21 protein-coding genes and 1 rRNA gene are annotated in these 24025 nt (G+C 45.0%); 12 read left to right on the top strand and 10 right to left on the bottom strand.

Translation table 11 applies throughout. The features are described from left to right. The 3 genes from HFD99_RS11350 to gyrA all read right to left on the bottom strand — a co-directional run. Nucleotides 1-58: ribosomal RNA gene (locus tag HFD99_RS11350) — 16S ribosomal RNA — on the bottom strand; the annotation flags it as partial. A gap of 320 nt (nucleotides 59-378) precedes the next feature. Continuing rightward, a complete protein-coding gene (locus tag HFD99_RS11345; protein WP_090889282.1) occupies nucleotides 379-1467 on the bottom strand; it encodes an HD-GYP domain-containing protein in 1089 nt (362 codons plus the stop codon). 208 nt (nucleotides 1468-1675) lie between these two features. Then, nucleotides 1676-4240, bottom strand: a complete 2565-nt coding sequence (gene gyrA, locus HFD99_RS11340; RefSeq protein WP_016822436.1) for a DNA gyrase subunit A — start codon at nucleotides 4238-4240, stop codon at nucleotides 1676-1678. Nucleotides 4241-4706: 466 nt separating this feature from the next. On the opposite strand from gyrA, the gene HFD99_RS11335 reads away from it, so the two are divergent. Further along, entirely contained in the window at nucleotides 4707-5534 is an 828-nt protein-coding gene (locus HFD99_RS11335; protein WP_016822437.1) for a YheC/YheD family protein, read from the top strand. A 141-nt stretch (nucleotides 5535-5675) separates the two neighbouring features. Here HFD99_RS11335 and gyrB read toward each other — a convergent pair whose 3' ends face one another. From gyrB to dnaA, 6 genes are all read right to left on the bottom strand, one after another. After that, nucleotides 5676-7586, bottom strand: a complete 1911-nt coding sequence (gyrB, locus tag HFD99_RS11330) for a DNA topoisomerase (ATP-hydrolyzing) subunit B (RefSeq protein WP_016822438.1) — start codon at nucleotides 7584-7586, stop codon at nucleotides 5676-5678. Between the two features lie 31 nt (nucleotides 7587-7617). Beyond that, a complete protein-coding gene (gene remB / locus HFD99_RS11325; protein ID WP_007433255.1) occupies nucleotides 7618-7869 on the bottom strand; it encodes an extracellular matrix regulator RemB in 252 nt (83 codons plus the stop codon). 16 nt (nucleotides 7870-7885) lie between these two features. Further along, entirely contained in the window at nucleotides 7886-9001 is a 1116-nt protein-coding gene (gene recF / locus HFD99_RS11320; RefSeq protein ID WP_016822439.1) for a DNA replication/repair protein RecF, read from the bottom strand. Nucleotides 9002-9055: 54 nt separating this feature from the next. Continuing rightward, nucleotides 9056-9274: a S4 domain-containing protein YaaA gene (yaaA, locus tag HFD99_RS11315; RefSeq protein ID WP_016822440.1), complete on the bottom strand. Its 219-nt coding sequence runs from the start codon at nucleotides 9272-9274 to the stop codon at nucleotides 9056-9058. A gap of 37 nt (nucleotides 9275-9311) precedes the next feature. Continuing rightward, nucleotides 9312-10454 (bottom strand): DNA polymerase III subunit beta, encoded by a 1143-nt coding sequence (gene dnaN / locus HFD99_RS11310; protein ID WP_016822441.1) that lies wholly within the window; start codon nucleotides 10452-10454, stop codon nucleotides 9312-9314. Nucleotides 10455-10640: 186 nt separating this feature from the next. After that, complete coding sequence (dnaA, locus tag HFD99_RS11305) at nucleotides 10641-11987, bottom strand: chromosomal replication initiator protein DnaA (RefSeq protein WP_013368644.1); 1347 nt, start codon at nucleotides 11985-11987, stop codon at nucleotides 10641-10643. A 1078-nt stretch (nucleotides 11988-13065) separates the two neighbouring features. Between dnaA and rpmH the strand changes: the two genes are divergently transcribed. From rpmH to HFD99_RS11250, 11 genes are all read left to right on the top strand, one after another. Next, the gene (gene rpmH, locus HFD99_RS11300; protein WP_007433250.1) at nucleotides 13066-13200 is read left to right on the top strand and encodes a 50S ribosomal protein L34; all 135 of its coding nucleotides are present in this window, start codon (nucleotides 13066-13068) and stop codon (nucleotides 13198-13200) included. Nucleotides 13201-13458: 258 nt separating this feature from the next. Continuing rightward, nucleotides 13459-13809 carry a ribonuclease P protein component gene (rnpA, locus tag HFD99_RS11295; protein WP_013373922.1) on the top strand — a complete coding sequence of 117 codons (351 nt, stop codon included), beginning with the start codon at nucleotides 13459-13461 and terminating at the stop codon, nucleotides 13807-13809. 71 nt (nucleotides 13810-13880) lie between these two features. Continuing rightward, a complete protein-coding gene (locus HFD99_RS11290; RefSeq protein ID WP_016822442.1) occupies nucleotides 13881-14750 on the top strand; it encodes a YidC/Oxa1 family membrane protein insertase in 870 nt (289 codons plus the stop codon). Further along, on the top strand, nucleotides 14747-15505 hold the full coding sequence (jag, locus tag HFD99_RS11285; RefSeq protein WP_016822443.1) for an RNA-binding cell elongation regulator Jag/EloR: 759 nt from the start codon (nucleotides 14747-14749) through the stop codon (nucleotides 15503-15505). Before HFD99_RS11290 ends, jag begins: the two co-directional genes overlap by 4 nt. A gap of 128 nt (nucleotides 15506-15633) precedes the next feature. Beyond that, on the top strand, nucleotides 15634-17010 hold the full coding sequence (gene mnmE / locus HFD99_RS11280; protein WP_019689096.1) for a tRNA uridine-5-carboxymethylaminomethyl(34) synthesis GTPase MnmE: 1377 nt from the start codon (nucleotides 15634-15636) through the stop codon (nucleotides 17008-17010). A 97-nt stretch (nucleotides 17011-17107) separates the two neighbouring features. Next, nucleotides 17108-18997 carry a tRNA uridine-5-carboxymethylaminomethyl(34) synthesis enzyme MnmG gene (gene mnmG, locus HFD99_RS11275; RefSeq protein WP_016822445.1) on the top strand — a complete coding sequence of 630 codons (1890 nt, stop codon included), beginning with the start codon at nucleotides 17108-17110 and terminating at the stop codon, nucleotides 18995-18997. Beyond that, a complete protein-coding gene (rsmG, locus tag HFD99_RS11270) occupies nucleotides 18997-19719 on the top strand; it encodes a 16S rRNA (guanine(527)-N(7))-methyltransferase RsmG (RefSeq protein WP_044786764.1) in 723 nt (240 codons plus the stop codon). The genes mnmG and rsmG overlap by 1 nt, the downstream gene beginning before the upstream one ends. A 387-nt stretch (nucleotides 19720-20106) precedes the next feature. Beyond that, nucleotides 20107-20925, top strand: coding sequence for a nucleoid occlusion protein (gene noc / locus HFD99_RS11265; RefSeq protein WP_013373916.1), 819 nt, complete (start codon nucleotides 20107-20109; stop codon nucleotides 20923-20925). A 186-nt stretch (nucleotides 20926-21111) separates the two neighbouring features. Continuing rightward, nucleotides 21112-21873 (top strand): ParA family protein, encoded by a 762-nt coding sequence (locus HFD99_RS11260; protein ID WP_013373915.1) that lies wholly within the window; start codon nucleotides 21112-21114, stop codon nucleotides 21871-21873. Further along, on the top strand, nucleotides 21866-22708 hold the full coding sequence (locus HFD99_RS11255; protein ID WP_016822448.1) for a ParB/RepB/Spo0J family partition protein: 843 nt from the start codon (nucleotides 21866-21868) through the stop codon (nucleotides 22706-22708). Before HFD99_RS11260 ends, HFD99_RS11255 begins: the two co-directional genes overlap by 8 nt. Nucleotides 22709-22912: 204 nt before the next feature. Continuing rightward, nucleotides 22913-23434 carry a DUF4446 family protein gene (locus HFD99_RS11250; RefSeq protein ID WP_016822449.1) on the top strand — a complete coding sequence of 174 codons (522 nt, stop codon included), beginning with the start codon at nucleotides 22913-22915 and terminating at the stop codon, nucleotides 23432-23434. Here the strand turns inward: HFD99_RS11250 and yyaC are convergent. Beyond that, on the bottom strand, nucleotides 23388-23990 hold the full coding sequence (gene yyaC / locus HFD99_RS11245; protein WP_019689093.1) for a spore protease YyaC: 603 nt from the start codon (nucleotides 23988-23990) through the stop codon (nucleotides 23388-23390). The two genes, HFD99_RS11250 and yyaC, sit on opposite strands and share 47 nt — an antisense overlap. Nucleotides 23991-24025 lie beyond the last annotated feature (35 nt).

Raw genomic sequence — 24025 nt, 5'->3', positions numbered from 1 at the left:
GCATGTATTAGGCACGCCGCCAGCGTTCGTCCTGAGCCAGGATCAAACTCTCCATTAAAGACCAACCGAAGTTGGTTATAGAAAGAGCGATTAGCTCATTTTGAAACTGACGAGATAAAATATCTCATTGTTTGATTTTGCGAACAAAATCATTTTACTCACTCGTTGTTCAGTTTTCAAAGATCAAACATTCGTTGTTTGCTTTAGAGCAACTCTCGTTCCCCTCAGCAACTTTTATAGTATATCATGTTATTCAGGTTTGTGTCAACACTTTTTTAAAAGTGTTTTTCGCTTCTTTATTCCAACACTTGAAGCGACAATAAAGAATATATCATATCTTCACTATATTGCGCAACTATTTTTTTTGAAAAGACCCAGTTAAGTAACAATACACTCGATATAAAGCTCTCTTTGAAGCATAAGGTTAATGATCTCCCCCTCTACTTGAATCAACGGACGAGTCGGGTGATCTCGATCAGCAAAAATAATTTCCCCTGTACGGTTATCATTCAGACGCACCTTGGTCCCATTATTAAATTGGGTTAGCTTTTGAATGAAGACTTGCACGACACTTGGGTCCAGCTTTCCAAATGATTCTGATTTAATTTGCTCTAGAACCAGATAAGGCGATTGGGCAGGTCGGTATGTTTTTTCTAGAGTCATGGCATGGAATACATCAGCCACCCCTACGATTTTAGCGTATATATGAATTTGCTCTCCCTTAAGGCGCAATGGATATCCAGTACCGTCCACTTTCTCATGATGCTGAAGAGCTGCCAAACGTACACCTTCGTTAATAGCCTTCACATTTTTAAGCATTTGGTATCCTAGTGATGTATGGAGGCGTACTTCTTCTTGCTCTTCTCGTGTTAGTTGGGAGGGCTTGTACAGAATGGACGGGTCCATCTTAGCATTCCCTATATCATGAAGCAATCCGGCAAAAGCCACCTGCATCCAATCCTTTTGAGGCAACCCAATCCATTGTGCAATGGAGTAAGAGGTAAGGGAGGTTAGCACGGCATTGTGAAAAATATAGTCCACTTCGATCATAGCAGGCGGAGTATAGGTCATTACATTATAGCGTTGGATATGTGCCAGCAAGGACTCCAGTTGTCCGCGCAACTCATATATAGATAAATTAGAGACAAGTACGGATTGAAACGCATTCTTAACAAGCATCACCATTTTGTCATACTCATCCTGGAATTGTTCGGCTTCATCTCGCCCATCTAACGAAGCTCCCTGCGATTCAGCTGTCCCAGATCGAACAGTGGTAGGCTCGCTACTGGATTTTGCAATATCATCCGTCCCTACCTCTACTTGTTGAATCAGGAACGCCTCTAAAATCTCTAAGTCACGTGGTAGCAAAATACGCCCTTTCGGTAGCAGCAGGCTGCCCATTTCAGTAAAAACGTCGCTTTGCAATTTAAGTCCTGCTTTTAATTCGGATACGGGTACAGTTGTCATGGTCAACCTCTCTGTTCTCACAACAGCTGCTCCAGCTGCCAGTTATGATGTCATTATATTACTTGGAAATGATCCTGTACATTCATTTTATGCCATTTAAAACGTGCTAGTCTGAATTGTGATCAACCTGAACAAGAAAAAAAGACTCTCTTGACCAAATAGCCAGAGAGTCTCTTCAATCTAAATTTGTTGCTTCTATATTCAGGGCTTATTCGTCCCCAGAAGATTCTGAACCGTTACCTTCCGTATCTTCTGCATTCGCTCCAAGAGTTGGTTCAGCAGATGACAGAGTTGGCTCCTCACCAGTTCCTCCATCCTCTAATAAATCCTCAAGCAGTTCATCTTGCTCCTCATTCTTGTTCGCCCGACAAACCGTTGCAACCGAATCATCATCGCGAATATTAATCAATCTTACCCCTTGCGTATTCCGACCCATCGTGGAGATTTCCCCCATGCTAGTCCGGATCAAGGTGCCACTAGCTGTAATAATCATCAAATCCTCTTCGGCTTTTACTACCTTGAGGCCGACCACTGGACCATTTTTATCGGTAACGTTAATCGTCTTGATCCCCTTGCCTCCACGGCTCTGGATACGATAATCCACAGCAGGGGTACGTTTGCCATAACCCTTGGCCGTTACGATCAGAATATCCAGGTCGGTATTGACGATATCCATGCCGATTACAGCATCGCTTTCGTCAAGACTAATCCCTTTAACTCCTGTAGCGCTACGCCCCATAGATCGTACGTCACTTTCAGGGAAGCGGATAGACATACCTTGTGCTGTACCGATAATCATTTCCTGCTGTCCATCAGTCAGCTTCACTTCGATCAGGGCGTCATCTTCACGCAAATTAATGGCAATCAGGCCGCCTTTGCGGATATTCGCATAGTCATCAAGAGGTGTTTTCTTAATAATCCCATGCTGGGTCGCAAAGAATAGATAACTATCCTCCACAAATTCCTCAATTGGAATTACTGCATTGATCGACTCACCCTGCTCAATCTGAATCAGGTTAATAATCGGTGTCCCCCGAGCTGTCCGGCTTAAATCCGGAATCTCATAGGCCTTAATCCGGTATACCTTGCCCTTGTCCGTAAAGAATAACAAATGATGATGTGAATTCGTAATGAACAGATGCTCTACGAAGTCCTCATCTTTGGTATCCATACCTACTACACCACGACCACCGCGTTTTTGACTACGATACGTAGTAACAGGGAGGCGTTTGATATATCCAGTATGGGTTACAGTAATAATAACGTCTTCACGCGGAATGAGATCCTCATCCAGAATACTTTCTTCACCCACTGTAATTTCAGTGCGACGTTCATCGGCGAAGCGTCCTTTCAACTCATTCAGCTCTTCGCTAATGATGTTGAGTACCAGATGCTCATTCGCCAAAATTTCGCGGTATTCCATTATCTTTTGAATTAGCTCGTTATATTCGTTCTCGATCTTCTCACGTTCCAAACCGGTTAAGCGTTGCAGACGCATATCGAGAATAGCCTGAGCCTGCTCAAGAGTCAGTGAGAAACGCTCAATCAGTCCTTCACGGGCTGCTTCTGCAGTTTGGGAAGAACGAATCAAGGAAATAACTTCGTCCAGATGGTCAAGAGCAATACGCAAGCCTTCCAGAATGTGTGCTCTAGCTTCGGCTTTTTTCAGATCAAATTCTGTCCGACGACGAATAACCTCAACCTGATGCTTGAGATAATAATACAAGACATCTTTCAGGTTCAAAATCTTCGGCTCATTGTTTACAATCGCAAGCATATTGATACCGAAATTGGACTGCATGGCCGTATGTTTAAACAAATTATTCAGAACGACGTTCGGGTTCACATCTCTACGCAACTCGATCACAATACGCATACCCGTACGGTCGGATTCATCGCGAAGATCCGTAATGCCCTCAATACGCTTGTCACGTACTAGTTCAGCAATTTTCTCGACCAGACGAGCCTTATTCACTTGGTAAGGCAGCTCATGCACGATAATCCGTGCTTTATTGCCAATCTCCTCTATGGTGGTCTTTGCACGCATAGTCACAGACCCGCGGCCAGTCTGGTACGCCTGACGAATGCCTGAGCGACCTAAGATATAACCTGCTGTCGGGAAATCGGGCCCTTGAATGTAATCCATAAGTTCCATCGGCGTAATGTCAGGGTTTTCGATCAGTGCTTGTACACCATCGATAACCTCTCCCAAGTTATGCGGTGGAATATTGGTTGCCATACCAACTGCAATCCCGCCGACACCGTTAACCAGCAAGTTAGGATAACGTGCAGGCAATACGACAGGCTCGTTCTCTTCACCATCGTAGTTAGGCATAAAATCAACGGTCTCTTTGTTCAAATCACGGAGCATTTCCATGGCAATCTTGGACAGCCGTGCTTCAGTGTAACGCATTGCTGCTGCCATATCTCCATCCACGGAGCCAAAGTTACCGTGTCCATCCACCAACATATAACGCAAGGAAAAATCCTGCGCCATCCGCACCATCGTATCATATACAGCCGTATCACCATGAGGGTGATACTTACCGATAACTTCACCGACGATTCTTGCCGATTTTTTATAAGGCTTATCTGGCGACATGCCTAGCTCGGACATCGCGTACAGAATACGACGGTGTACCGGCTTCAGTCCGTCCCGCACATCAGGCAAGGCACGGCTAACAATAATACTCATGGCATAATCCATAAAGGATTCGCGCATTTCCACTCCGATATCCCTATTGATGATTTGCGAGTTATTTTGATCCGCCATGCTGGTCCTCCTTCTCATCCTTCAATACAGCGCTCTCTATGTGAAAAGCCTAACAAGACACTGCCTATATACTCCGCTCCTTGCGCAGGATTTTGGCTGAAATCCTCATCTGTATAATTATATTACTTTCACAAAAAGAGCACAATTAAACGCATTTGTCCTCTTTACAGCGTAAAACCCTCGTCATTCCCCTTCTGCCTGTAGCAGATTGCTATTTTCTTGTACAACTTACAAGCCCTGATTATAACAAATTCCCCTGAACTGGGGATTAGCCCCCACCCTAAGGGCCTTTTCCACATACAATACGTATACGGTCAGGGTTCTACTTAGCAAAATTCCGAAAAACGCCGTATTTCTCTATTATATCATTGTTTTACGCGCTTGTCCTTTAGTTTCCCTTGTTTTGTTAAAGGGTGTGAATTCCAGGTACATGACTCATAATTCGAAAAGAAAGGGATGAGAATACTTGTCTATTCAGCGAGTATCCAGTAAGTGGGCCAAAACAAATGCCATTCTTCCCCATCCGACATTGGCCGCTTATATACCGGAAACACGTTTGTACACGTTTGAGCATCTGAATGAAATGTTGGCGGTGTATGGAACTGTCTATATTAAGCCGGATAATGGTACCTATGGCAAAGGGGTTATGCGTGCAGAAAGGCAGACAGAGCAGCTTCCGCCGACAGAAGAAGGAATCATCGAGGAGAGAACTTGGTATGTGCTTCGCTATGAAGTAGATATCCTCACCTTTGAAAGCCTGGATGAGCTGCATAGGGTGGTTTCTTCTCGTATAAAGAAACGTCCATATCTGATACAGCGCGGAATTCCTCTTCTTCAGCATGAAGCCCGTCCCTTCGATCTGAGGGTATTGACCCAGATGAACTTGAGACATCACTGGGAAACAACGCTTATTGTAGGACGTGTAGCTGCTCCTGACAAAGTCGTCACCAATCATCACAGCGGTGGGACAACGCGTTTTTTCAATGAACTGGTGGCTCCATATATGGATGTAAAGGAAGCCGTACGACTGGAGCAAAAATTATCGAAAATGGGCGAGCGAGTAGCCTGGCAGCTACAAAAAAGATACCCTCGTTTAAGGGAAATCGGGTTAGATGTGGGATTGGACCAGCAAAACTATCCATGGATTTTGGAGGTCAATACAAGACCAGCCATCAAAGTGTTCGCTTCCCTCCCAAATAAAAGCCTCTATCATAAAATATTCAGATATGCAGTAGGCTACGGCCGGTATACGGCATCCACAGGTAAACCTGTACGCTCTAAGAAAAAGGCCTAAAACATTGAAATTAAATATTCAAATCCATCCGGGCTGGTTAATGACAAGAAAAGGGACGCCCATTTGGGCGCCCCTTGTACACTCTTGCTTATACAACCCTAATGAACAGATAACATAGCCATCAGGATGGAATAACACACATTAGAAATCTAGGTTTTTCACGTACTTCGCATGTTCTTGGATAAAGTCACGGCGAGGCTCTACATTGTCACCCATTAAGGTATTGAACAGTGTATCAGCCAGCATCGCGTCACTGACAGTTACCTGCAGCATTGTACGGCTCTCTGGGTCCATCGTGGTTTCCCAAAGTTGGGTCGCATTCATCTCACCCAAACCTTTATAGCGCTGTACATTGTACTTCGCATTTTCTCCAAATTCCTTGATGATCTCGTCACGTTCCGCTTCAGAGTTCGCATAACGCACAACTTTGTTACGCTCAACTTTGAATAGTGGTGGCTGAGCAATGTATATATAGCCTGCATCAATGATTTTGCGCATGTAGCGATAGAAGAATGTCAGCAACAATGTGCGAATATGAGCACCATCGACATCGGCATCTGTCATGATAATAACCTTGTGGTAACGGGCTTTGCTGATGTCAAAATCATCTCCAATCCCTGTACCCATTGCTGTTACCATTGACCGTATTTCATCACTGGACAAAATACGGTCCAAGCGTGCCTTTTCCACATTCAGGATCTTACCGCGAATTGGCAAAATCGCTTGAAAGTGACGATCACGCCCCTGCTTGGCCGATCCCCCTGCTGAGTCACCTTCGACGATGTACAGTTCACTGATCGAAGCATCCTTAGAGGAGCAATCCGCCAGCTTACCTGGGAGCGAACTGATTTCCAGCGCACTTTTGCGACGTGTAAGTTCACGCGCTTTGCGTGCTGCTTCCCGGGCACGAGCTGCTTGTAACGATTTATCAACTACACGGCGGGAGACGGACGGGTTCTCCTCCAGAAATTCCTGAAGTTTCTCTGCGAACAGGGACTCGACAATTCCTCGAACTTCACTGTTGCCAAGCTTTGTTTTAGTCTGACCCTCAAACTGTGGTTCAGGAATTTTGACGGAGATAATCGCTGTCAAACCTTCGCGTACATCGTCACCAGTCAAATTGGCATTGTTGTCCTTAATCAAGCCATTTTTGCGTGCATAATCGTTAATAATCCGGGTTAATGCACTCTTGAAACCTGATTCATGAGTTCCGCCCTCATGAGTATTGATATTGTTGGCGAAAGAATAAATATTCTCGGTATAGCTGTCGTTATATTGCAATGCAACTTCGACTTGAATCATGTCACGAGAGCCTTCGACATAAATCGGCTGTTCATGCAGGGCTTCTCTTTTTTGATTCAGAAACTGCACATATTCACTGATTCCACCCTCATAGTGGAATGTATCGCTGGCGCCTGTCCGTTCATCGGTCAAGCTAATTGCAATGCCTTTGTTCAGGAAAGCCAGCTCACGAATCCGCGTCTGCAGCGTATCATAGTCATATACGGTCGTTTCGGTAAAGATTTGTTCGTCCGGATAGAAGGTCGTTTGGGTACCTGTCTCTTCGGTGTCACCGATGACTCTGACATCATACTGTGGGGCACCACGATGGTATTCCTGCTCATATACATGTCCATCCCGTTTAACATGAACAATCATTTTGCTGGAGAGCGCGTTCACCACGGATACACCAACCCCGTGCAGACCACCAGACACCTTGTACCCTCCGCCTCCGAATTTACCACCTGCGTGAAGTACGGTCATTACGACTTCCAGCGCTGATTTTTTCATTTTGGCGTGTTCACTTACCGGAATACCGCGGCCGTTATCTGTAACGGTAATGCTATTATCTTTGTGAACGACAACTTGAATGCTGTTACAATAACCCGCCAGCGCTTCGTCAATACTGTTGTCCACAACTTCCCAGACCAGATGATGGAGCCCCTTGGCGCTCGTGGAGCCAATATACATCCCAGGACGTTTCCGAACCGCTTCCAGGCCTTCGAGGACCTGAATCTCGCCTGCATCATAAGACGGTTGATTCATAGACATGCCTTTCACCTACTTCTATAGATTTCTATGGTTAAGCATTGGCAACAAACTGGTTTGCCCGCTTTTTGAGTGTTGTTGAGGAGATGGGGGAATAATACACCGTATTCTGAGTCACTACGATGGACTTGGCTTCCTCTTCGCCAATCATCTCGACATGCTTTTGCTGTTGGGCGTGGTTCACGTATTGTTTGGAGATTTTAGAGGATTTTTCAATCGAGATATCGAAAATAGCCACAAGCTCGGACGAGCGGATGATCTTTTCTCCACCCAGATGAATATACATAGCGGTCACTCACTCCTTAGTGTTCCACATGCCCGTCGTGGACGTGATAAATATGGGCACCCTTAAGTCGTTCTGCGTTCAACGTCTCAATCCCGGTTGCCGTGATAAAGGTCTGTACCTTGCTTTGGAAAGTCTCGATCAGCTGAGTCTGACGATAGGGGTCCAGCTCAGACAATACATCATCCAGTAGCAGGATAGGATACTCCCCAATTTCCTCATGAATTAATTCTATTTCGGCCAGCTTCAAAGACAGGGCCGTCGTCCGCTGCTGCCCCTGAGAGCCATACGTATGCACTTCTCTGCCGTTAATGGCAAAGGCCAAATCATCACGATGGGGTCCCGCCAAAGTCATGCCACGGCGGATTTCCTGTTCCCTCATTTGGGATAACTTTATCATAAATCGCTCCAATAAGACAGCTTCATCTTCTTCCTCTGGCTCACCGAAGGAGGGAACATAGGTTAATTTTAACTCTTCTGTCCCCCCTGCAATCCCTTCATGAATGGCTTGGGCCCATTTTTGTAGCTTTGTTATAAATTGTTTCCGCTTTTTTACAATTTTAACACCATGCTCAACAAGTTGCTCATTCCATACCTCCAGCATCAGCTGCACGGACGCCATATCTTTACCCCAAGCTTGCTTGAGCAGATTATTTCGCTGAACCAGCACTTTCTGATATTGCTGCAAATGATACAAATATCCTGGCGCAACCTGTCCGATTTCCATGTCAAGAAACCGGCGGCGAACCCCCGGTGTTCCTTTGACAATTTCCAGATCCTCGGGCGCAAACATGACCACGTTTAACGAACCGATAAAATCGCTCAGCTTTCGCTGCTCTAGCCCGTTGATCTTTGCTTTTTTGCCTTGTGTGGATAACGAGAGATCCAATCTGATTTTCCCGTATTTTTTATCCACATCGGCAGCTAGATGGGTGGAAGTAGCCCCGAAAGAAATTAATTCCTTATCGCGGGACGTTCGGTGACTTTTAGTCAAGGCCAATACAAAAATCGCCTCAACCAGATTCGTTTTGCCTTGCGCATTTTGTCCGATCAGCAAATTAACGGGCCCGAATTCATTCAGCTCCAACTGTTGATAGTTCCGGTACTGCTGCAAAACAATGTTGTTCACAAACACATAGGGTCCCCCTTGTTATTCCGCACCTAAAAGGAGTCCTTGCCGTTCAGGCGATCATGCTCCTGCCGTAACCTCGAAACGTCCAATGTCCTCTACTTCTACGGTATCGCCTGGGTACAATTTTCTCCCCCGACGTTCTTCTGGCTCACCATTAACGCGGACTTGTCCCTCCTGCAGCAGGGCTTTAGCCATGCCTCCTGTGGATACACAATCGGCTAATTTCAAAAATTGATCGAGCTTGATGTATTCGGTCTGTATAGATATTGGTTTCAAGGCCTGTTCATCCTTTCGCTTGTTCGGGTGGGTGACGCTAGTTGGTTGTGCGATATGGCAGGATGATATACAGCGCATTGCTGGAATCTGCCGGTTTTAAAATAATGGGGCTCATAATGCCAGTAAAAGCAATCGTCAGCTGCTCGCTGTCAATCACCTTCAGCACGTCGAGCATATATTTGGAGTTGAACGAGATTTTGAGTGGCTCTCCCTCAAATTTAGACACATTTACTTCCTCACGCACTTTACCAAGCTCAGATGAGCTGGAGGAAATCTCTAGATCACCGTTTTCCAACGATTGCATTTTCACAATATTCGTTTTTTCCTCACGGGACAACAAATAAGCACGGTCAATAGACTCGCTCAAACTTTTTGTGTCCACAACCAGTTCTGTTTTGTAGGAAGTCGGAATAATTCTAGAAGTATCAGGATAGGTGCCATCCAAGATGCGAGAATAAAATAACACACGATCCACCTTAAATAATACCTGATTGTCCGCTACGACGATATCCACAAGCATATTTTGATCCGGAATAATTCTGCTCAGCTCATTGAGTGTTTTACCTGCAATGACAACATTGCTAAAACGCAAGCCTTCAGAGGTCTCCAAATGAGCGCTGCGGGTGGCAAGGCGGTGGCGGTCCGTGGCGACAAATTTTAATTCACCCTCAGCCAGATTCCACAATACACCCGTCAAAATAGGTGTCGTTTCATGGGTAGAGATGGAGAATACCGTCTGTTTAATCATATTTTTAAGCAAATCACCTGGCACAGAGATGACTTGATTTTCTTCAATGTTGGGAAGCACCGGGAATTCCTCAGGGTCCAAACCAACGATTTGAATTTCAGTAGCACCGGATGAGATAAAGGTTTGGAATTGGTCTTTTACCTCCATGCGGATCTCCTGAGACGGCAACTTTTTAATAATTTCTACAAAGAATTTAGCGGGCAGCACTACACTGCCAGGTTGTTCGATCTGAACGACAGTTTGGTCACCATCCTCCATCGGAATAAAGGATTGAATAGAGATGTCTGTATCGCTAGCGGTCAGTGTGACTCCCTGGTGATTCACATCCAGCTTAATACCACTCAGAATTGGAATCGTGGTCCGACTGGATATCGCTTTGGATACATGTTGTATAGCCTCGTTCAAAACGTTTTTCAGAATGCTAATCTTCATAAGTTCCTCCTACGGGTTTTAATCCTGCAAGCACGCGTTGACGCGGGCCTTATATAGGTGATGTATATCTTTAAAATATATTAGTAATAGTAATAGGCGCACTGAATATGTGGATAACTATCTGTAACCCTAATAAAATCAAGCCTATCCACATGTGTATAAATTGTGTATAGGCTCTGAACTTGTTCAGGTTGGATTTTTGATTTTTTCTATTAGGTTGTTGATAACTTTAAATAGATCCTGATCCACTTGAATGGATTTGGAGATTTTTTCGTGCGCATGAATGACAGTTGTATGATCACGACCACCAAAAGCTTCGCCGATTTTCGGCAAAGAATAGTCGGTTAGCTCACGGGAAAGATACATGGCAATCTGCCGTGGAAAAGCTACAGCCTTCGTCCGCTTACGTGCTTTGAAATCTTCCAGTCGTAGATTATAAAATTCCCCGACTTGATGCTGTATATCCTGAATCGTGATCATTTTTGGACGGCTGGATGGGATAATATCCTTTAACGCCTCAGCCGCGAGATGGCTTGATACATCCTGATTGGTTAAGGAAGAATAAGCGACAACGCGAATGAGCGCCCCCTCCAGCTCACGGATGTTTGTATCAATTTGATTTGCAATATACATCATGGCCTCATTAGGAATATCCAGGTTTTCTGCCCGCGCCTTTTTCCGAAGAATAGCAATTCTCGTCTCCAAATCCGGCGGTTGAATATCCGTAATAAGTCCCCACTCGAAGCGAGAGCGTAGCCGTTCTTCCAGCGTTGGAATTTCTTTAGGCGGTCGATCGCTTGAGATTATAATCTGCTTGCGTTCCTCATGAAGCGCGTTGAACGTATGGAAAAATTCCTCTTGCGTCGATTCCTTGCCCGCAATGAATTGAATATCATCAATGAGCAAAATATCAATGTTGCGATATTTATTCCGGAAACTCTCTCCGCGGTTGTCCCTGATGGCATTAATGAACTCGTTCGTAAACTTCTCCGACGATAAATAAACGACCTTGCTGGTCGGATTATGCTCCAAAATATAGTGACCGATAGCATGCATCAGATGCGTTTTCCCCAGACCTACACCACCGTATAGAAACAGCGGATTGTAAGCTTTGGCCGGCGCCTCGGCGACGGCCAGCGATGCCGCGTGGGCAAAACGGTTCCCCGATCCAATGACAAATGTATCGAATGTATATTTGGGATTCAGCATATGGGATACAGCTTCTTCTTGAACGACCGGCTGCTGCTGAGGTTGTTGCTGAAGGTCAACCTCGGCGGGCTTGTTCTCTTCAATAACGAACTTGACCTCTAAATGTTTGCCCAAAATCTCATAAACCGTTGCTCCGACTAACTTGGTATAGCGGCTTTCAAGCCATTCCACGGCAAAAGTTGTCGGTGCAGAAATCACAATGGAGTGGTCATTTAGTTTCGCTGCCTTGGTAGCCTTAAACCAAGTGTCGTAACTCGGCTTACTCAGCTTGGTTTGTATGATGGATAGAATTTGCTGCCATAGTTCAGAGGTATGGCTGTCCACAGACGTCACTCCTTTTAAATCCTGACATTTTGCCGAATTAAGCTGCAGAGAGCTGCTCTCGGCGCTTCGGCAAAACGCCTAAAATCACAAAAATATTGTTGAAGGCCATAAAAAGACATACCGCCGCCTAAATCATGCGGCAGTGTAGTGAGAGAACGCAGCACAAAATGCCCTGAAAAATAGTATTGGAAAATTCCACTGCTGATCAGCAGAAGAAAGGCGATATTTCTCAGGAGGGAATGTGCGGCACGATCCGTTCTCTTAATCCCGCAGGCCAAAACGGGACTGCAATATGTCGAAATCAAATGAAAAATGTAGAATATATCCCCAGAATCCCGAATCCGCACAAAAATAAAAAGATGGATAAATTGAACTTGTTCACAACTTTATCCACAGGGTGTTGATAATATGGAGGGTAAAACAACATATTCACATTCAAAAGTAATATCATCATAGCAAAAGAAGCCTTGTATTTCAATGACTCGTGGTTATTTATCCACAAATTCAATCTGTTGTGTACAATTTTTATTCACAACACAAGATATTGTTTATAATTTGTTCAGTTTTCGACAATAACTCTTTTTTGCTCTAAAATGTTATGCACAGGTTATGACCATTTAAATCACAATTCCATTCTTTTTGTGGATCTGTGTATAACATCCGTTGCCTTTTGGTTACACCGGGTTGTTTTTGTGTTGAAAATTTCCGGTAACGTTTCCGACAATATTTTTGACGAAACTGATAGTGGGGATTTGAAACGGCGTGGATTGAAGTCGTAAATGAATAGATGAAAAAAAGGCAGTTTTTAGAATAGGAACGTAAGCTACAGTAAAATGCTGATGAATGTTGATCAAGGAGAAGAAACGAAAAAATTGGGAATAAAGGGATAGAAAAGAGTAGAGTGGGTGATGCAAAAAGAGGAAGAGGGCTTGTGAATGTGAAAAAGAGGGAGAGAATTCAGAAGTACATTGACTTTGACCGCTATTTGTGGTTAAATGTACAAAGGTGTTTTTTGTGGAGATTGCTATGTTAGGTATATTCCATATAAAACGTATTCCTTGTAAGGAGGTGCAGCACAATGAGACCGACTTTCAGACCGAATGTCAGCAAACGTAAAAAAGTTCACGGCTTCCGTAAAAGAATGAGCACGAAGAATGGCCGTAAAGTTTTGGCAGCTCGTCGCCAAAAAGGTAGAAAAGTATTGAGTGCGTAATGCGTGCATAAAGACCACTACGGTGGTCTTTTTTTTCATAATTGAAGTATTTATGGATCGGATGCTTCTTCTATTGTAGAAATGTAGTGTAAAAAGAGGGACAAGTCCTACATCCTGCTCTATATTAGATGAAGTTATTGAAAACGGATATAAAATAAGCGAGATTACCATGTTGGAATATTGTCCATACTTCTTACTATATAAGAGGTAAGGATTGCTTACCGATATGTGTAAAAGAAATGAGCAAGGAGAAGCGCCGTGCAAAAAAAATTGCGTCTACGAAACCGGGCGGACTTTGGGCGCGTATACCGCCATGGCAAATCTTTTGCCAACCATCAGTTTGTGGTGTACTGGTTCCGCCGCAGAGAGGTAGAGCAGTTCCGCGTCGGAATTTCGGCTAGCAAGAAGATCGGCAATGCAGTTGTACGCAACCGGATGCGCAGGATCGTTAAGGAAATCGTGCGCCATCATGAGCAGGAATTGGTGGAGCAGATTGACCTGATTTTTATCGTTCGTAAGGGTGCGGTTACTAAGTCGTATCAAGAGCTGGAGAAAAGCGTGCTGCACGTTTTGCGCAAAGCCTCGCTGCTCAAGTCTACGCGCCGATAGTCAGTATCTTTGTCCTACAGGATATGGTATGATTTACGTTGGAATGGATTGGTTAAGAAAGGGGTTATGAAGTGTCGCGTTTGAAGACTCAACGAGGAAAATGGTTCCTCCTGATTGCCTTATTGGCACTTGTTGCTGTGCTGTCCGGATGTACCCAGGCGGCTCACAATTCTTACACGACGGCAGACTTGGCCAATGGATCTTGGTGGCAAAGATATGTCGTTTACTGGTTTTCGTATGCGCTGGATACATTTGCCCAATGGTTCTCTGGAGAATATGGCCTGGCCGTACTGATTCTGGTGATCATTGTGCGTACTATTATTTTGCCGCTTACACTCAAGCAAGTACGCAGTTCCAGAGCAATGCAGGCTATTCAGCCGCAATTAAAAGAAATTCAAGCGAAATACAAGGATACACCTGAGCGAGTCCAGCAAGAAACGATGAAATTGTTTCAAGAAAACAAGGTTAACCCAATGGCGGGCTGTCTGCCTTTGTTAGTACAGATGCCCATTTTCATCGCGCTTTATAATGCCATTTATTATAACTCGGCATTGCGGGATCATGACTTTTTGTGGCTCCAGTTAGGTAAACCGGATCACTTCTTTATCCTGCCGATTCTAGCAGCGATTACGACTTTTGTCCAAACTTGGATGATGATGAAAATGAATCCGACACCGCAGCAAGGACCTATGCAATTTTTGCTGTATGTCTATCCGGTGCTAATTCTATTCATGTCGTATAACTTCCCGTCTGCTTTGCCGTTGTACTGGTTTTTCAGTAATATTTACACGATTGTTCAAAACTATTTCCTTTATCGGAATAATGATAAGGACGCAGCATTGGCTAATGTAAAAACAGCGAGTCTCGCGAAAACAGGTTCCTCTAATAATAGTAAGAAAAAAGGCGGCAAAAACACGAAGGGGGCTAAAAAGTCGAGATGACCAAAGTCGTGACATCAGGAAAAACCGTTGAAGATGCTGTAAGACAAGGACTCTCCCAGCTGGGAGTAAGCCGTGAACGGGTAACCGTAAACGTGTTGGAACAGCCGTCAAAAGGATTCCTGGGGTGGCTAGGGGTCAAAAAGGCGAAGGTGGAGCTTACGCTGCTTTCTGAGCCGTCTCCTGAAACCACACACACGGCTGAACCTCATGTATCGGCTCAAGCACCTTCTGACGTGGGACAGGCTGTATCACAAGCTGGGTCTGTTGCGCAGGAAGCACAGATGAACATGGAAGCATCCAGGGGACATATAGATCCTTATGAAGAGGCGGTGCGTTTCATCCGTGAAACAGCTGCAGGAATGGGACTCGACGTCGAAGTCGATGTCCGTCATCGCAAGGATGAAAGTACACTGGATATCTCCGGTCCATCGCTCGGTATGCTGATTGGCCGCAGAGGACAGACATTAGATGCATTGCAGTACCTGACGAATATTGTTGCTAACCGTCATTCTGATAAATTTATCCGAATTGTGCTGGATGCCGAGCAATTTCGTGCACGTCGGCGGAAAACGCTGGAGGATTTGGCGGAACGATTAGCGAACCAGGCTGTTCGTTACGGCAAGGAAGTGGTACTGGAGCCAATGCCGTCCCAGGAGCGGAAGCTGATTCATGCCAAGCTCCAGCAGCATGCGCTGGTTAGAACATACAGCAAGGGGGACGAGCCTAATCGGCGCGTTGTCATTGCTAAGAAATAATCCGACGCAATGGCTCTCTGCAAGCTGCAGAAGCCATTGCTTTTTTTCTTATATTTCACACTGAAACGGGTGCCGTCCTTGATGAAGGGCGGCAATGCCGTTTTTACTTGATAGGAGGTAGAAACGATATGCTGAGCGATACCATAGCTGCCATTGCAACGGCTGTCGGCGAGGGCGGCATTGCAGTTGTGCGGGTCAGCGGTCCAGAAGCGGTCACGGAAGTGGAGGCTTTGTTCCGTAGTAAAACGCCCTTAAGTAAGGCTCCAACGCACACGGTACACTATGGACATATTATAGATCCTCAAAGCCAAGAGAAGGTGGAGGAAGTTTTAGTTACAGTGATGCGGGCACCACGCTCTTTTACAACAGAAGATGTGGTAGAGATCAGCACTCATGGCGGAGTGGTAGCCGTTAAACGGGTGATGGATTTGTTACTGCTGCAAAATATACGTCTGGCTGAGCCAGGTGAATTTACGAAACGCGCTTTTTTGAATGGTCGTATTGACCTGAGTCAAGCGGAGGGCGTTATTGACTTAATTCGTTCCAAATCGGATAAAGCCTTTTCGATGGCTCTGAAGCAGGTGGATGGGCAGCTGTCCCAGAATATTCGTCGTTTGCGTCATGTTTTGGTCGAGACACTTGCTCATATTGAAGTGAACATTGATTACCCTGAGCATGATGTAGAATCCTTTACGTCTGAGTTAATCAAGGATAAAAGCAGCCAGGTTATAGCGGAAATTGATCGGCTGCTGCATACAGCGGAGCAGGGGAAAATTTTGCGTGAAGGGCTGACTACAGCGATTGTCGGAAGGCCGAATGTAGGCAAATCGTCGCTGCTTAACACGTTGGCTCAGGGCGAACGGGCGATTGTGACCGATATTCCGGGTACGACCCGTGACGTTATCGAGGAGTATGTGACGATTAATAATATTCCGCTCAAGCTGTTGGATACAGCTGGAATTCGTGAAACGATGGACGTCGTGGAACGGATCGGGGTAGAGCGTTCAAGAACGGCAGTTAGTGAAGCGGATCTGTTGCTCATCGTTATGAATGCCAACGAACCACTGCACGAGGATGAAATGGCATTAATGGAACAAATCCGCGGTAGACAAGCGATTGTTATTATGAATAAAATGGACTTACCGGCCCAAATAGACCGGGATTTGTTGCTGCGCTATGTTCCTGAAGAGCTTATTGTGCCAATGTCTGTGAAGGAAAATGAGGGAGCAGATCGGTTGGAGCAGGCTATATCGAATTTATTCTTTAGCGGCAAGCTAGAATCAGCGGATATGACGTATGTCAGCAATGTACGGCATATTGCTTTGCTGAAGAAAGCGCGCCAATCGCTGGTAGATGCCTATGAGGCCGCTGATCAATTTGTTCCAATTGACATGATCCAGATTGATGTAAGGCTGGCATGGGAGCATTTGGGTGAGATTGTAGGCGATACTGCGCATGATGCGTTAATAGATCAAATATTCTCACAATTCTGTCTGGGCAAGTAGAACATTCAAGCATGGCTGTTTTAAGCCTGCTATCGTTATAGATACACAAGAGCATATTCGGGGTGAAGACTCGAATGTATAAGGAGGCAAGAGAGGTATGGGATATCAAGGAGGCGACTATGATGTGATCATCGTCGGTGCGGGCCATGCGGGCGTAGAATCGGCTTTGGCAGCGGCACGGATGGGCTGTCGTACATTGATGATCACAATTAACTTGGATATGGTCGCATTCATGCCCTGCAACCCGTCTATTGGTGGTCCCGCAAAGGGTCATGTAGTACGGGAAATTGATGCATTGGGTGGCGAAATGGGTCGGAATATCGACAAGACATTTATTCAAATGAGAATGTTAAATACTGGTAAGGGTCCTGCCGTGCATGCCTTGCGCGCACAAGCAGACAAGTTCTCTTATCAGCATGCGATGAAGGAAACGATGGAGAAAGAACCGAATCTGACCTTACGTCAAGGCATGGTTGAAGAGCTGATTATAGAAGACGGCCAATGCGTAGGTGTGATTACGAAGACGGGCACAGAGTATCGTAGTAAAGCAGTTGTCCTGACGACGGGCACCTATCTGCGCGGAAAAATCATTATGGGTGAGCTGATGTATGAGAGTGGTCCGAACAATCAGCAGCCTTCGCTGAGACTTTCTGAACATTTGAGAGAGCTTGGGTTTGATCTCGTTCGCTTTAAAACAGGGACGCCACCACGTGTGCATAAGGATACGATTGATTTTAGCAAAACAGAAATACAGCCAGGCGATGACCAGCCGAAGTTCTTCTCCTATGAAACGAAGTCCTCGGATAATGAGCAGTTGCCTTGCTGGCTGACGTATACTTCAGTGGAAACACATCAGATTATTAATGATAATTTGCATCGTGCACCGATGTTCTCTGGTCTGATCGAAGGAACGGGACCACGTTATTGCCCCTCTATTGAAGATAAAGTGGTGCGTTTCAGTGATAAGCCGAAGCACCAAATCTTTCTGGAGCCTGAGGGTAAAAACACATCTGAATACTATGTTCAAGGCTTGTCAACAAGCTTGCCAGAGGATGTGCAATTAGCAGTACTGCGTACCATTCCAGGGATGGAAAAGGTAGAAATGATGCGTAACGGTTACGCTATTGAGTATGATGCGATGGTACCTACTCAGTTGTGGCCTACTTTGGAAACGAAAAAAGTACCTGGCTTGTTCACAGCAGGTCAGATTAACGGGACATCCGGTTATGAAGAAGCTGCGGGTCAAGGAATTATGGCTGGGATTAATGCAGCTCGCAAGGTGCAGGGAAAAGAGCCCGTCGTACTGGATCGTTCTCAAGGCTACATTGGGGTTCTGATTGACGACCTGGTGACAAAGGGTACAAATGAGCCATATCGTTTGCTGACATCCCGTGCAGAATACCGTCTGTTGTTGCGGCATGATAACGCGGATCTTCGATTGACTCCGATCGGGCATGATATTGGTCTGATTACTGACGAACGATACGAGCGCTTTTTGGATAAAAAACAAAAGGTAGAGCAAGAAATTGAGCGTTTGCGCTTAGCTAAAGTTCGTCCGGTTGATGTAAATGAGATGCTGGAGCAAGGCGGATCTGCACCGATACAGGACGGCAGTAATTTGTTAACAGTACTGCGTCGACCTGAGATCAGCTATGCACAAGTGGCACAAATTTCACCTTCACCTGTAGCTCTTACTGAGGAAGAGCAAGAACAGGTAGAAATCCAAATTAAGTATGCGGGCTACATTGAAAAGCAATTAATGCATGTAGAACGCCTGCAAAAGATGGAGAAGAAGAAGCTTCCAGAGGATATCGCATACAATGAAGTTCAAGGCTTGGCCATTGAAGCCAAGCAGAAACTTGAGAAGATCCGTCCGATGTCCATTGGTCAGGCATCCCGTATCTCCGGTGTAACTCCTGCGGATATTTCCATTTTGTTGGTTTATCTGGAGCACTATAACCGTGTAACGGCAGCGAGGGGATCTTAATGGACGCGATACAACAGCAGTTTAAGCAGCGGCTGGCAGAGCATAGCATTGTGATTAATGACAGTCAGTTAGAGCAATTTGAAACGTATTACCGTGTGCTGGTCGAATGGAATGAAAAAATGAACCTGACGGGCATTACTGAGCGAGATGCAGTGTACACCAAGCATTTTTACGATTCTGTTTCACTTGCCTTTTATGTTCCGTTAAATGATGTGGGGAGCCTGGCTGACATTGGGTCAGGTGCTGGTTTTCCTGGGATTCCCTTGAAAATATGCTTTCCACATATTCAATTGACCATTGTAGACTCATTGAACAAACGCATACAATTTTTAGCTCATGTTGTAGAGCAGTTGGGACTGGAAAATGTCGAACTGATTCACAGCAGGGCAGAGGAATTGGGGCGCAAAGCAGGATATCGTGATAGCTATGATCTGGTCACAGCTCGAGCCGTTGCCCGTCTCGCGGTACTAAATGAATTTTGTCTTCCTTTTGTCCGTGAGGGGGGCCACTTTGCAGCGATGAAGGGTAGCGACCCAACGGAAGAAATCAGGGAAGCCTCCTACAGTTTGAAAGAGCTAAAGGGAAAAATCAAGCATGTTCAGGCCTTTCAGCTACCTGTTGAGGATGCAGCCAGACATATGATTATTATTGAAAAAAGAGCAGCTACACCACGGAAATACCCGCGTAAGCCAGGTACTCCTTTGAAAACACCTTTAGTGTAAATGTTTGAAAAAAAGTGAATGTTTCACGTGAAACATTCACTTTTTTATGGTTTATAAACTCCTTGCTTAAGATGACTCCTTGCCGAATGCCCTCTACATAATTTATTCTTTTATCCTTCTGAAAAGCTGTTAGAGACGATAGGATTATGACTGGAAAAGTGATAGAATAGAGATAATCGTTTTAGTGTAAGTTGGCTGCTTCCCGTACCCATGATTTCAGATATACATATAGGGAAGTGGGACAACAAATTTGTCAGGGGAGTACGTGGAGTGTACCCGCTTACGGCGCTGTTTCATATAGAAGGGTCTACAATCCCCGTAAGGAACTGTTTTTCACGAAGCGCTGTTTGTATGGTGCTATTATGAAATTAGGTGGTATTATACGGAATGAAAGAACAATTTTCCAAGCTATTTGGTTTGACGGAGCGCTCCAATGGGGACGAAATAAAACAAATTCCAGTTCGGGATATTGTCAGCAGTCCTTATCAGCCCCGCACCATATTTGACGACGAAAAGATTGATGAGCTATGCCAGACTATTAAGACGCATGGTGTAATTCAACCGATTGTCGTTCGTTTCCGTAATGGACAATATGAAATTATAGCAGGGGAACGTCGTTGGAGAGCTGTCACCAAGCTGGGTATGGAGACGATTCCAGCCATTGTTCGTGAGTTTAATGATTCACAAGCTGCATCCATCGCGTTGATTGAGAATCTTCAGCGGGAGGGCCTAACTGCGATTGAAGAGGCTGTAGCTTATCAAAAGCTGATTGACCTGCATCAACTCACCCAGGAAAGCCTCGCTCAGCGACTTGGCAAAAGCCAATCCACTATTGCTAATAAGATACGGCTGCTTCATTTGCCGGAGAGAGTGAAAGAGGCTCTAATGGAGCGGAAGGTGTCCGAGCGTCACGCTCGTGCATTATTGTCGTTAGAGACCGAAGAGCTACAGTACAAGGTTTTAGATGAAGTGATTGCTAAGGAACTCAATGTGAAGCAAACAGAGGCACGAGTTGCCTTCTATAAACAAGTATCCACGATTAAGAAATCTAAGCGGATTTCCTTTACCAAGGATGTCCGGCTTGCGCTGAATACGATTCGTCAATCCATTGATATGGTGTCTGGCTCAGGGTTGGATATCAAAACAAAGGAATCTGATCATGAGGATCACTATGAGATTGTCATTCAAATTCCCAAACGTAAGTAAGGGATGAAGCGTACAGCGGCAGCAATTGCCGCTTTTTCTGTCTAACGCCAACATAAAACCGCAGCATACTCGTATTCTATTTTGAAATTGCCGTTATCCGTAAGTTAAGGACTAAGTAACGTCTTCATAGAGCTTTTGCAATCATGGAACGTAGCAGGATTCCGATTAAATTATGAGGTGAATGAAGTGTCAAAAATAATAGCCGTAGCCAATCAAAAGGGCGGAGTAGGCAAAACGACTACTTCCGTGAATTTGGGCGCCGGACTTGCTTCCCTCGGCAAAAGGGTATTGCTCGTGGATATCGACCCGCAAGGTAATACAACTAGCGGTGTGGGTATCAATAAGGCGGATGTGGCAAATTGTATTTATGATGTACTCATTAACGAAGTTGACCCTAGCGAGGCGATTATCAGTACACAGGTTGAGGGATTGGATATTATCCCGGCAACCATCCAATTAGCAGGTGCTGAAATCGAGCTGGTACCAACTATTTCTCGCGAATTGAGATTAAAAAGATCACTTCAACTCGTCAAGCATAATTACGATTATATATTAATTGATTGCCCTCCATCACTGGGGATTTTGACGCTCAATTCCTTGACGGCTTCCGATTCAGTCATTATTCCAATCCAATGTGAATATTACGCGCTGGAAGGATTAAGCCAATTGTTGAATACCGTGCGATTAGTGCAAAAACATCTAAACACCTCATTGCAAATTGAGGGCGTATTGCTAACCATGTTTGACGCCCGCACGAACTTGGGTATTCAGGTGATTGAAGAAGTGAAAAAATATTTTCAAAGCAAAGTTTATCAGACGATTATTCCACGCAACGTGAGACTCAGCGAAGCACCATCACATGGCCAGTCCATTATTACGTATGATCCCCGGTCTCGTGGGGCAGAGGTATATATTGAGTTGGCAAAGGAAGTGGTATCTTATGAGTAAACGGTTGGGAAAGGGACTGGACGCACTTATTCCCTCCCTTACAGTCAGTGACGAGGATAAGGTTGTTGACATTCCGCTCAGTCAGTTGCGGGCGAACCCATACCAGCCTCGGAAAACGTTTGATGAGGAGTCCATTAAGGAATTAGCGGAATCCATTCGTCAGCACGGTGTTATCCAACCCATTATTGCGCGTAGTGTCTTGAGAGGTTATGAGATTATAGCCGGGGAAAGACGGTTTCGGGCCTCTCAATTTTGCGGGAATCCAACCATACCTGTGGTTGTTCGCAATTTTACAGATCAGCAGGTAATGGAGATTGCCCTGATTGAGAATTTGCAGCGTGAAAACTTAAATGCAATGGAAGTGGCGGTGGCTTATCAGGGGTTAATGGATCAGTTTTCTTTAACTCAGGAAGAGTTGTCCATGAAAGTGGGAAAATCACGTTCACACATTGCCAATTTTCTCCGTTTGCTCGCATTGCCTGAGGAGGTTAAGGATCATGTTTCACGTGGAACATTGTCTATGGGGCATGCTAGAGCAATTGTCGGGCTCAAAGATCCAGACATGGTAAAACAGCTGGCCATGCAATGTATTGAGCAACAGTGGAGCGTTCGTGAACTTGAGGAAGCCGTACAACAGTTGGATCATAAGCCTGGAGAAACAAAAGCTAAAGCCAAGGTGCGAAAAAAGGACCCCTATATTGACCATATGGAAGAGTCCCTGCGCGAGCGTTTTAAAACAACTGTAAAGATCAAGCACAATAAAGATAAAGGAAAAATCGAATTGAATTATTACAGCCAGCAGGATTTGGAAAGATTACTGGAGCTATTACAGTAGTCTGTAAAAATATGGACATGTCTCCTTGAGTGAAATGGAAAGTGAGATATGTCTTTGCTTTGTCTGGAATTGCAGGAATTAGAATGGTTTTGATGGATAAACTAATAGCCTTGTGTTATTTGTCTCGCTGTTCTCAAACGTTTAAAATAAAAGGTAAGCAAAGCAGTAACATGATTTTTGAGGTAGAGGGGTAGAAACAAACATATGGCTGAATTGAATGGACTAATCATGGAGCAGCTTGCTGGTATTGTTGCAGGGATCGTGCTTATTTTGCTTATCCTGTTGATTGTTGTTATTGTACAGGGATCAAAGCTAAAGAAGATGCGGCGAAAGTATGAAACCATGATGGCAGGCAGCGGGGTAGAGAATTTGGAGACGCTGCTGATTGATTTAAAGGTACAGATGGACACGATTGAAGATGAGCAGGAAGCCCACCGTGCAAGTATGAAATCACTACGCAGCAAACTGACTGGCTTGAAGGGACATATAGGCATCAAACGCTATAATGCCTTTGGTGAGAGAGGGAGCGATCTAAGCTTCTCTCTGGCTATTGTAGACGATAATCAGGACGGAATAGTATTGACCGGTATTTATAACCGGGATGGCTCATATGTGTATGCCAAGCCTCTGGAAGCAGGACAATCTTCTTATTCCTTATCACCTGAAGAGAAAGAAGCTATTACTCTTGCGCAGCAAGTAGGACAGACCGGTAATGCCACTCCTTAATTGCGGAGTATAAGCTACTAGCTATGATATCTGATAATTTCATGACCAAATTTAGTCTCGTATTTTGCAACACAAAGTATTCCATGAAGCCGCCGACGTTAACGATACCAGTCAAATGGATATCGCCGACCGGCGGTAATTCTTTATTTACACCTGCTCCAGGCTTGAGAGGACCCTCTGCAACCTGAATGCATCCAACACTGGAGGTTTGTCCAAGACATGCGTCTATCCCAATGATATAAGGCTGTTCGTATCGGTCATGTATGCCGTTCAGCGTCGTTTGAAGGTTCATAGCATGTACAGGCTCATCTAATGTCCCATACAAGTTAAACAGGGGGCTTTTATAGCGTGACAAATGGGTACCAACGAGCGGACCAAGGCAATCTCCAGTAGAACGATCGGTGCCGATGCAAATGATGACGATATTTTGCAGACTCCGTGCCTGATGCAGATGGAACAGCAAACGATGGATGATGGCTGATTGGATCCCGGGATCGGTGTGTGATATTTTTAAGCTTAGGGGTTCTTGCCCCGGAATGAAGTCAGAATGAGTCATGGAATCTCCCTTTCGTCCTGTAATGGAGCGTGCAG

It is taken from the genome of Paenibacillus sp. EKM301P (assembly GCF_011800295.1).
In the GTDB taxonomy this organism is placed as follows: Bacteria; Bacillota; Bacilli; order Paenibacillales; family Paenibacillaceae; genus Paenibacillus; species Paenibacillus polymyxa.
The sequence above is the reverse complement of the archived record's forward strand: the minus strand, read 5'-3'. Positions and strand labels throughout refer to the sequence as shown.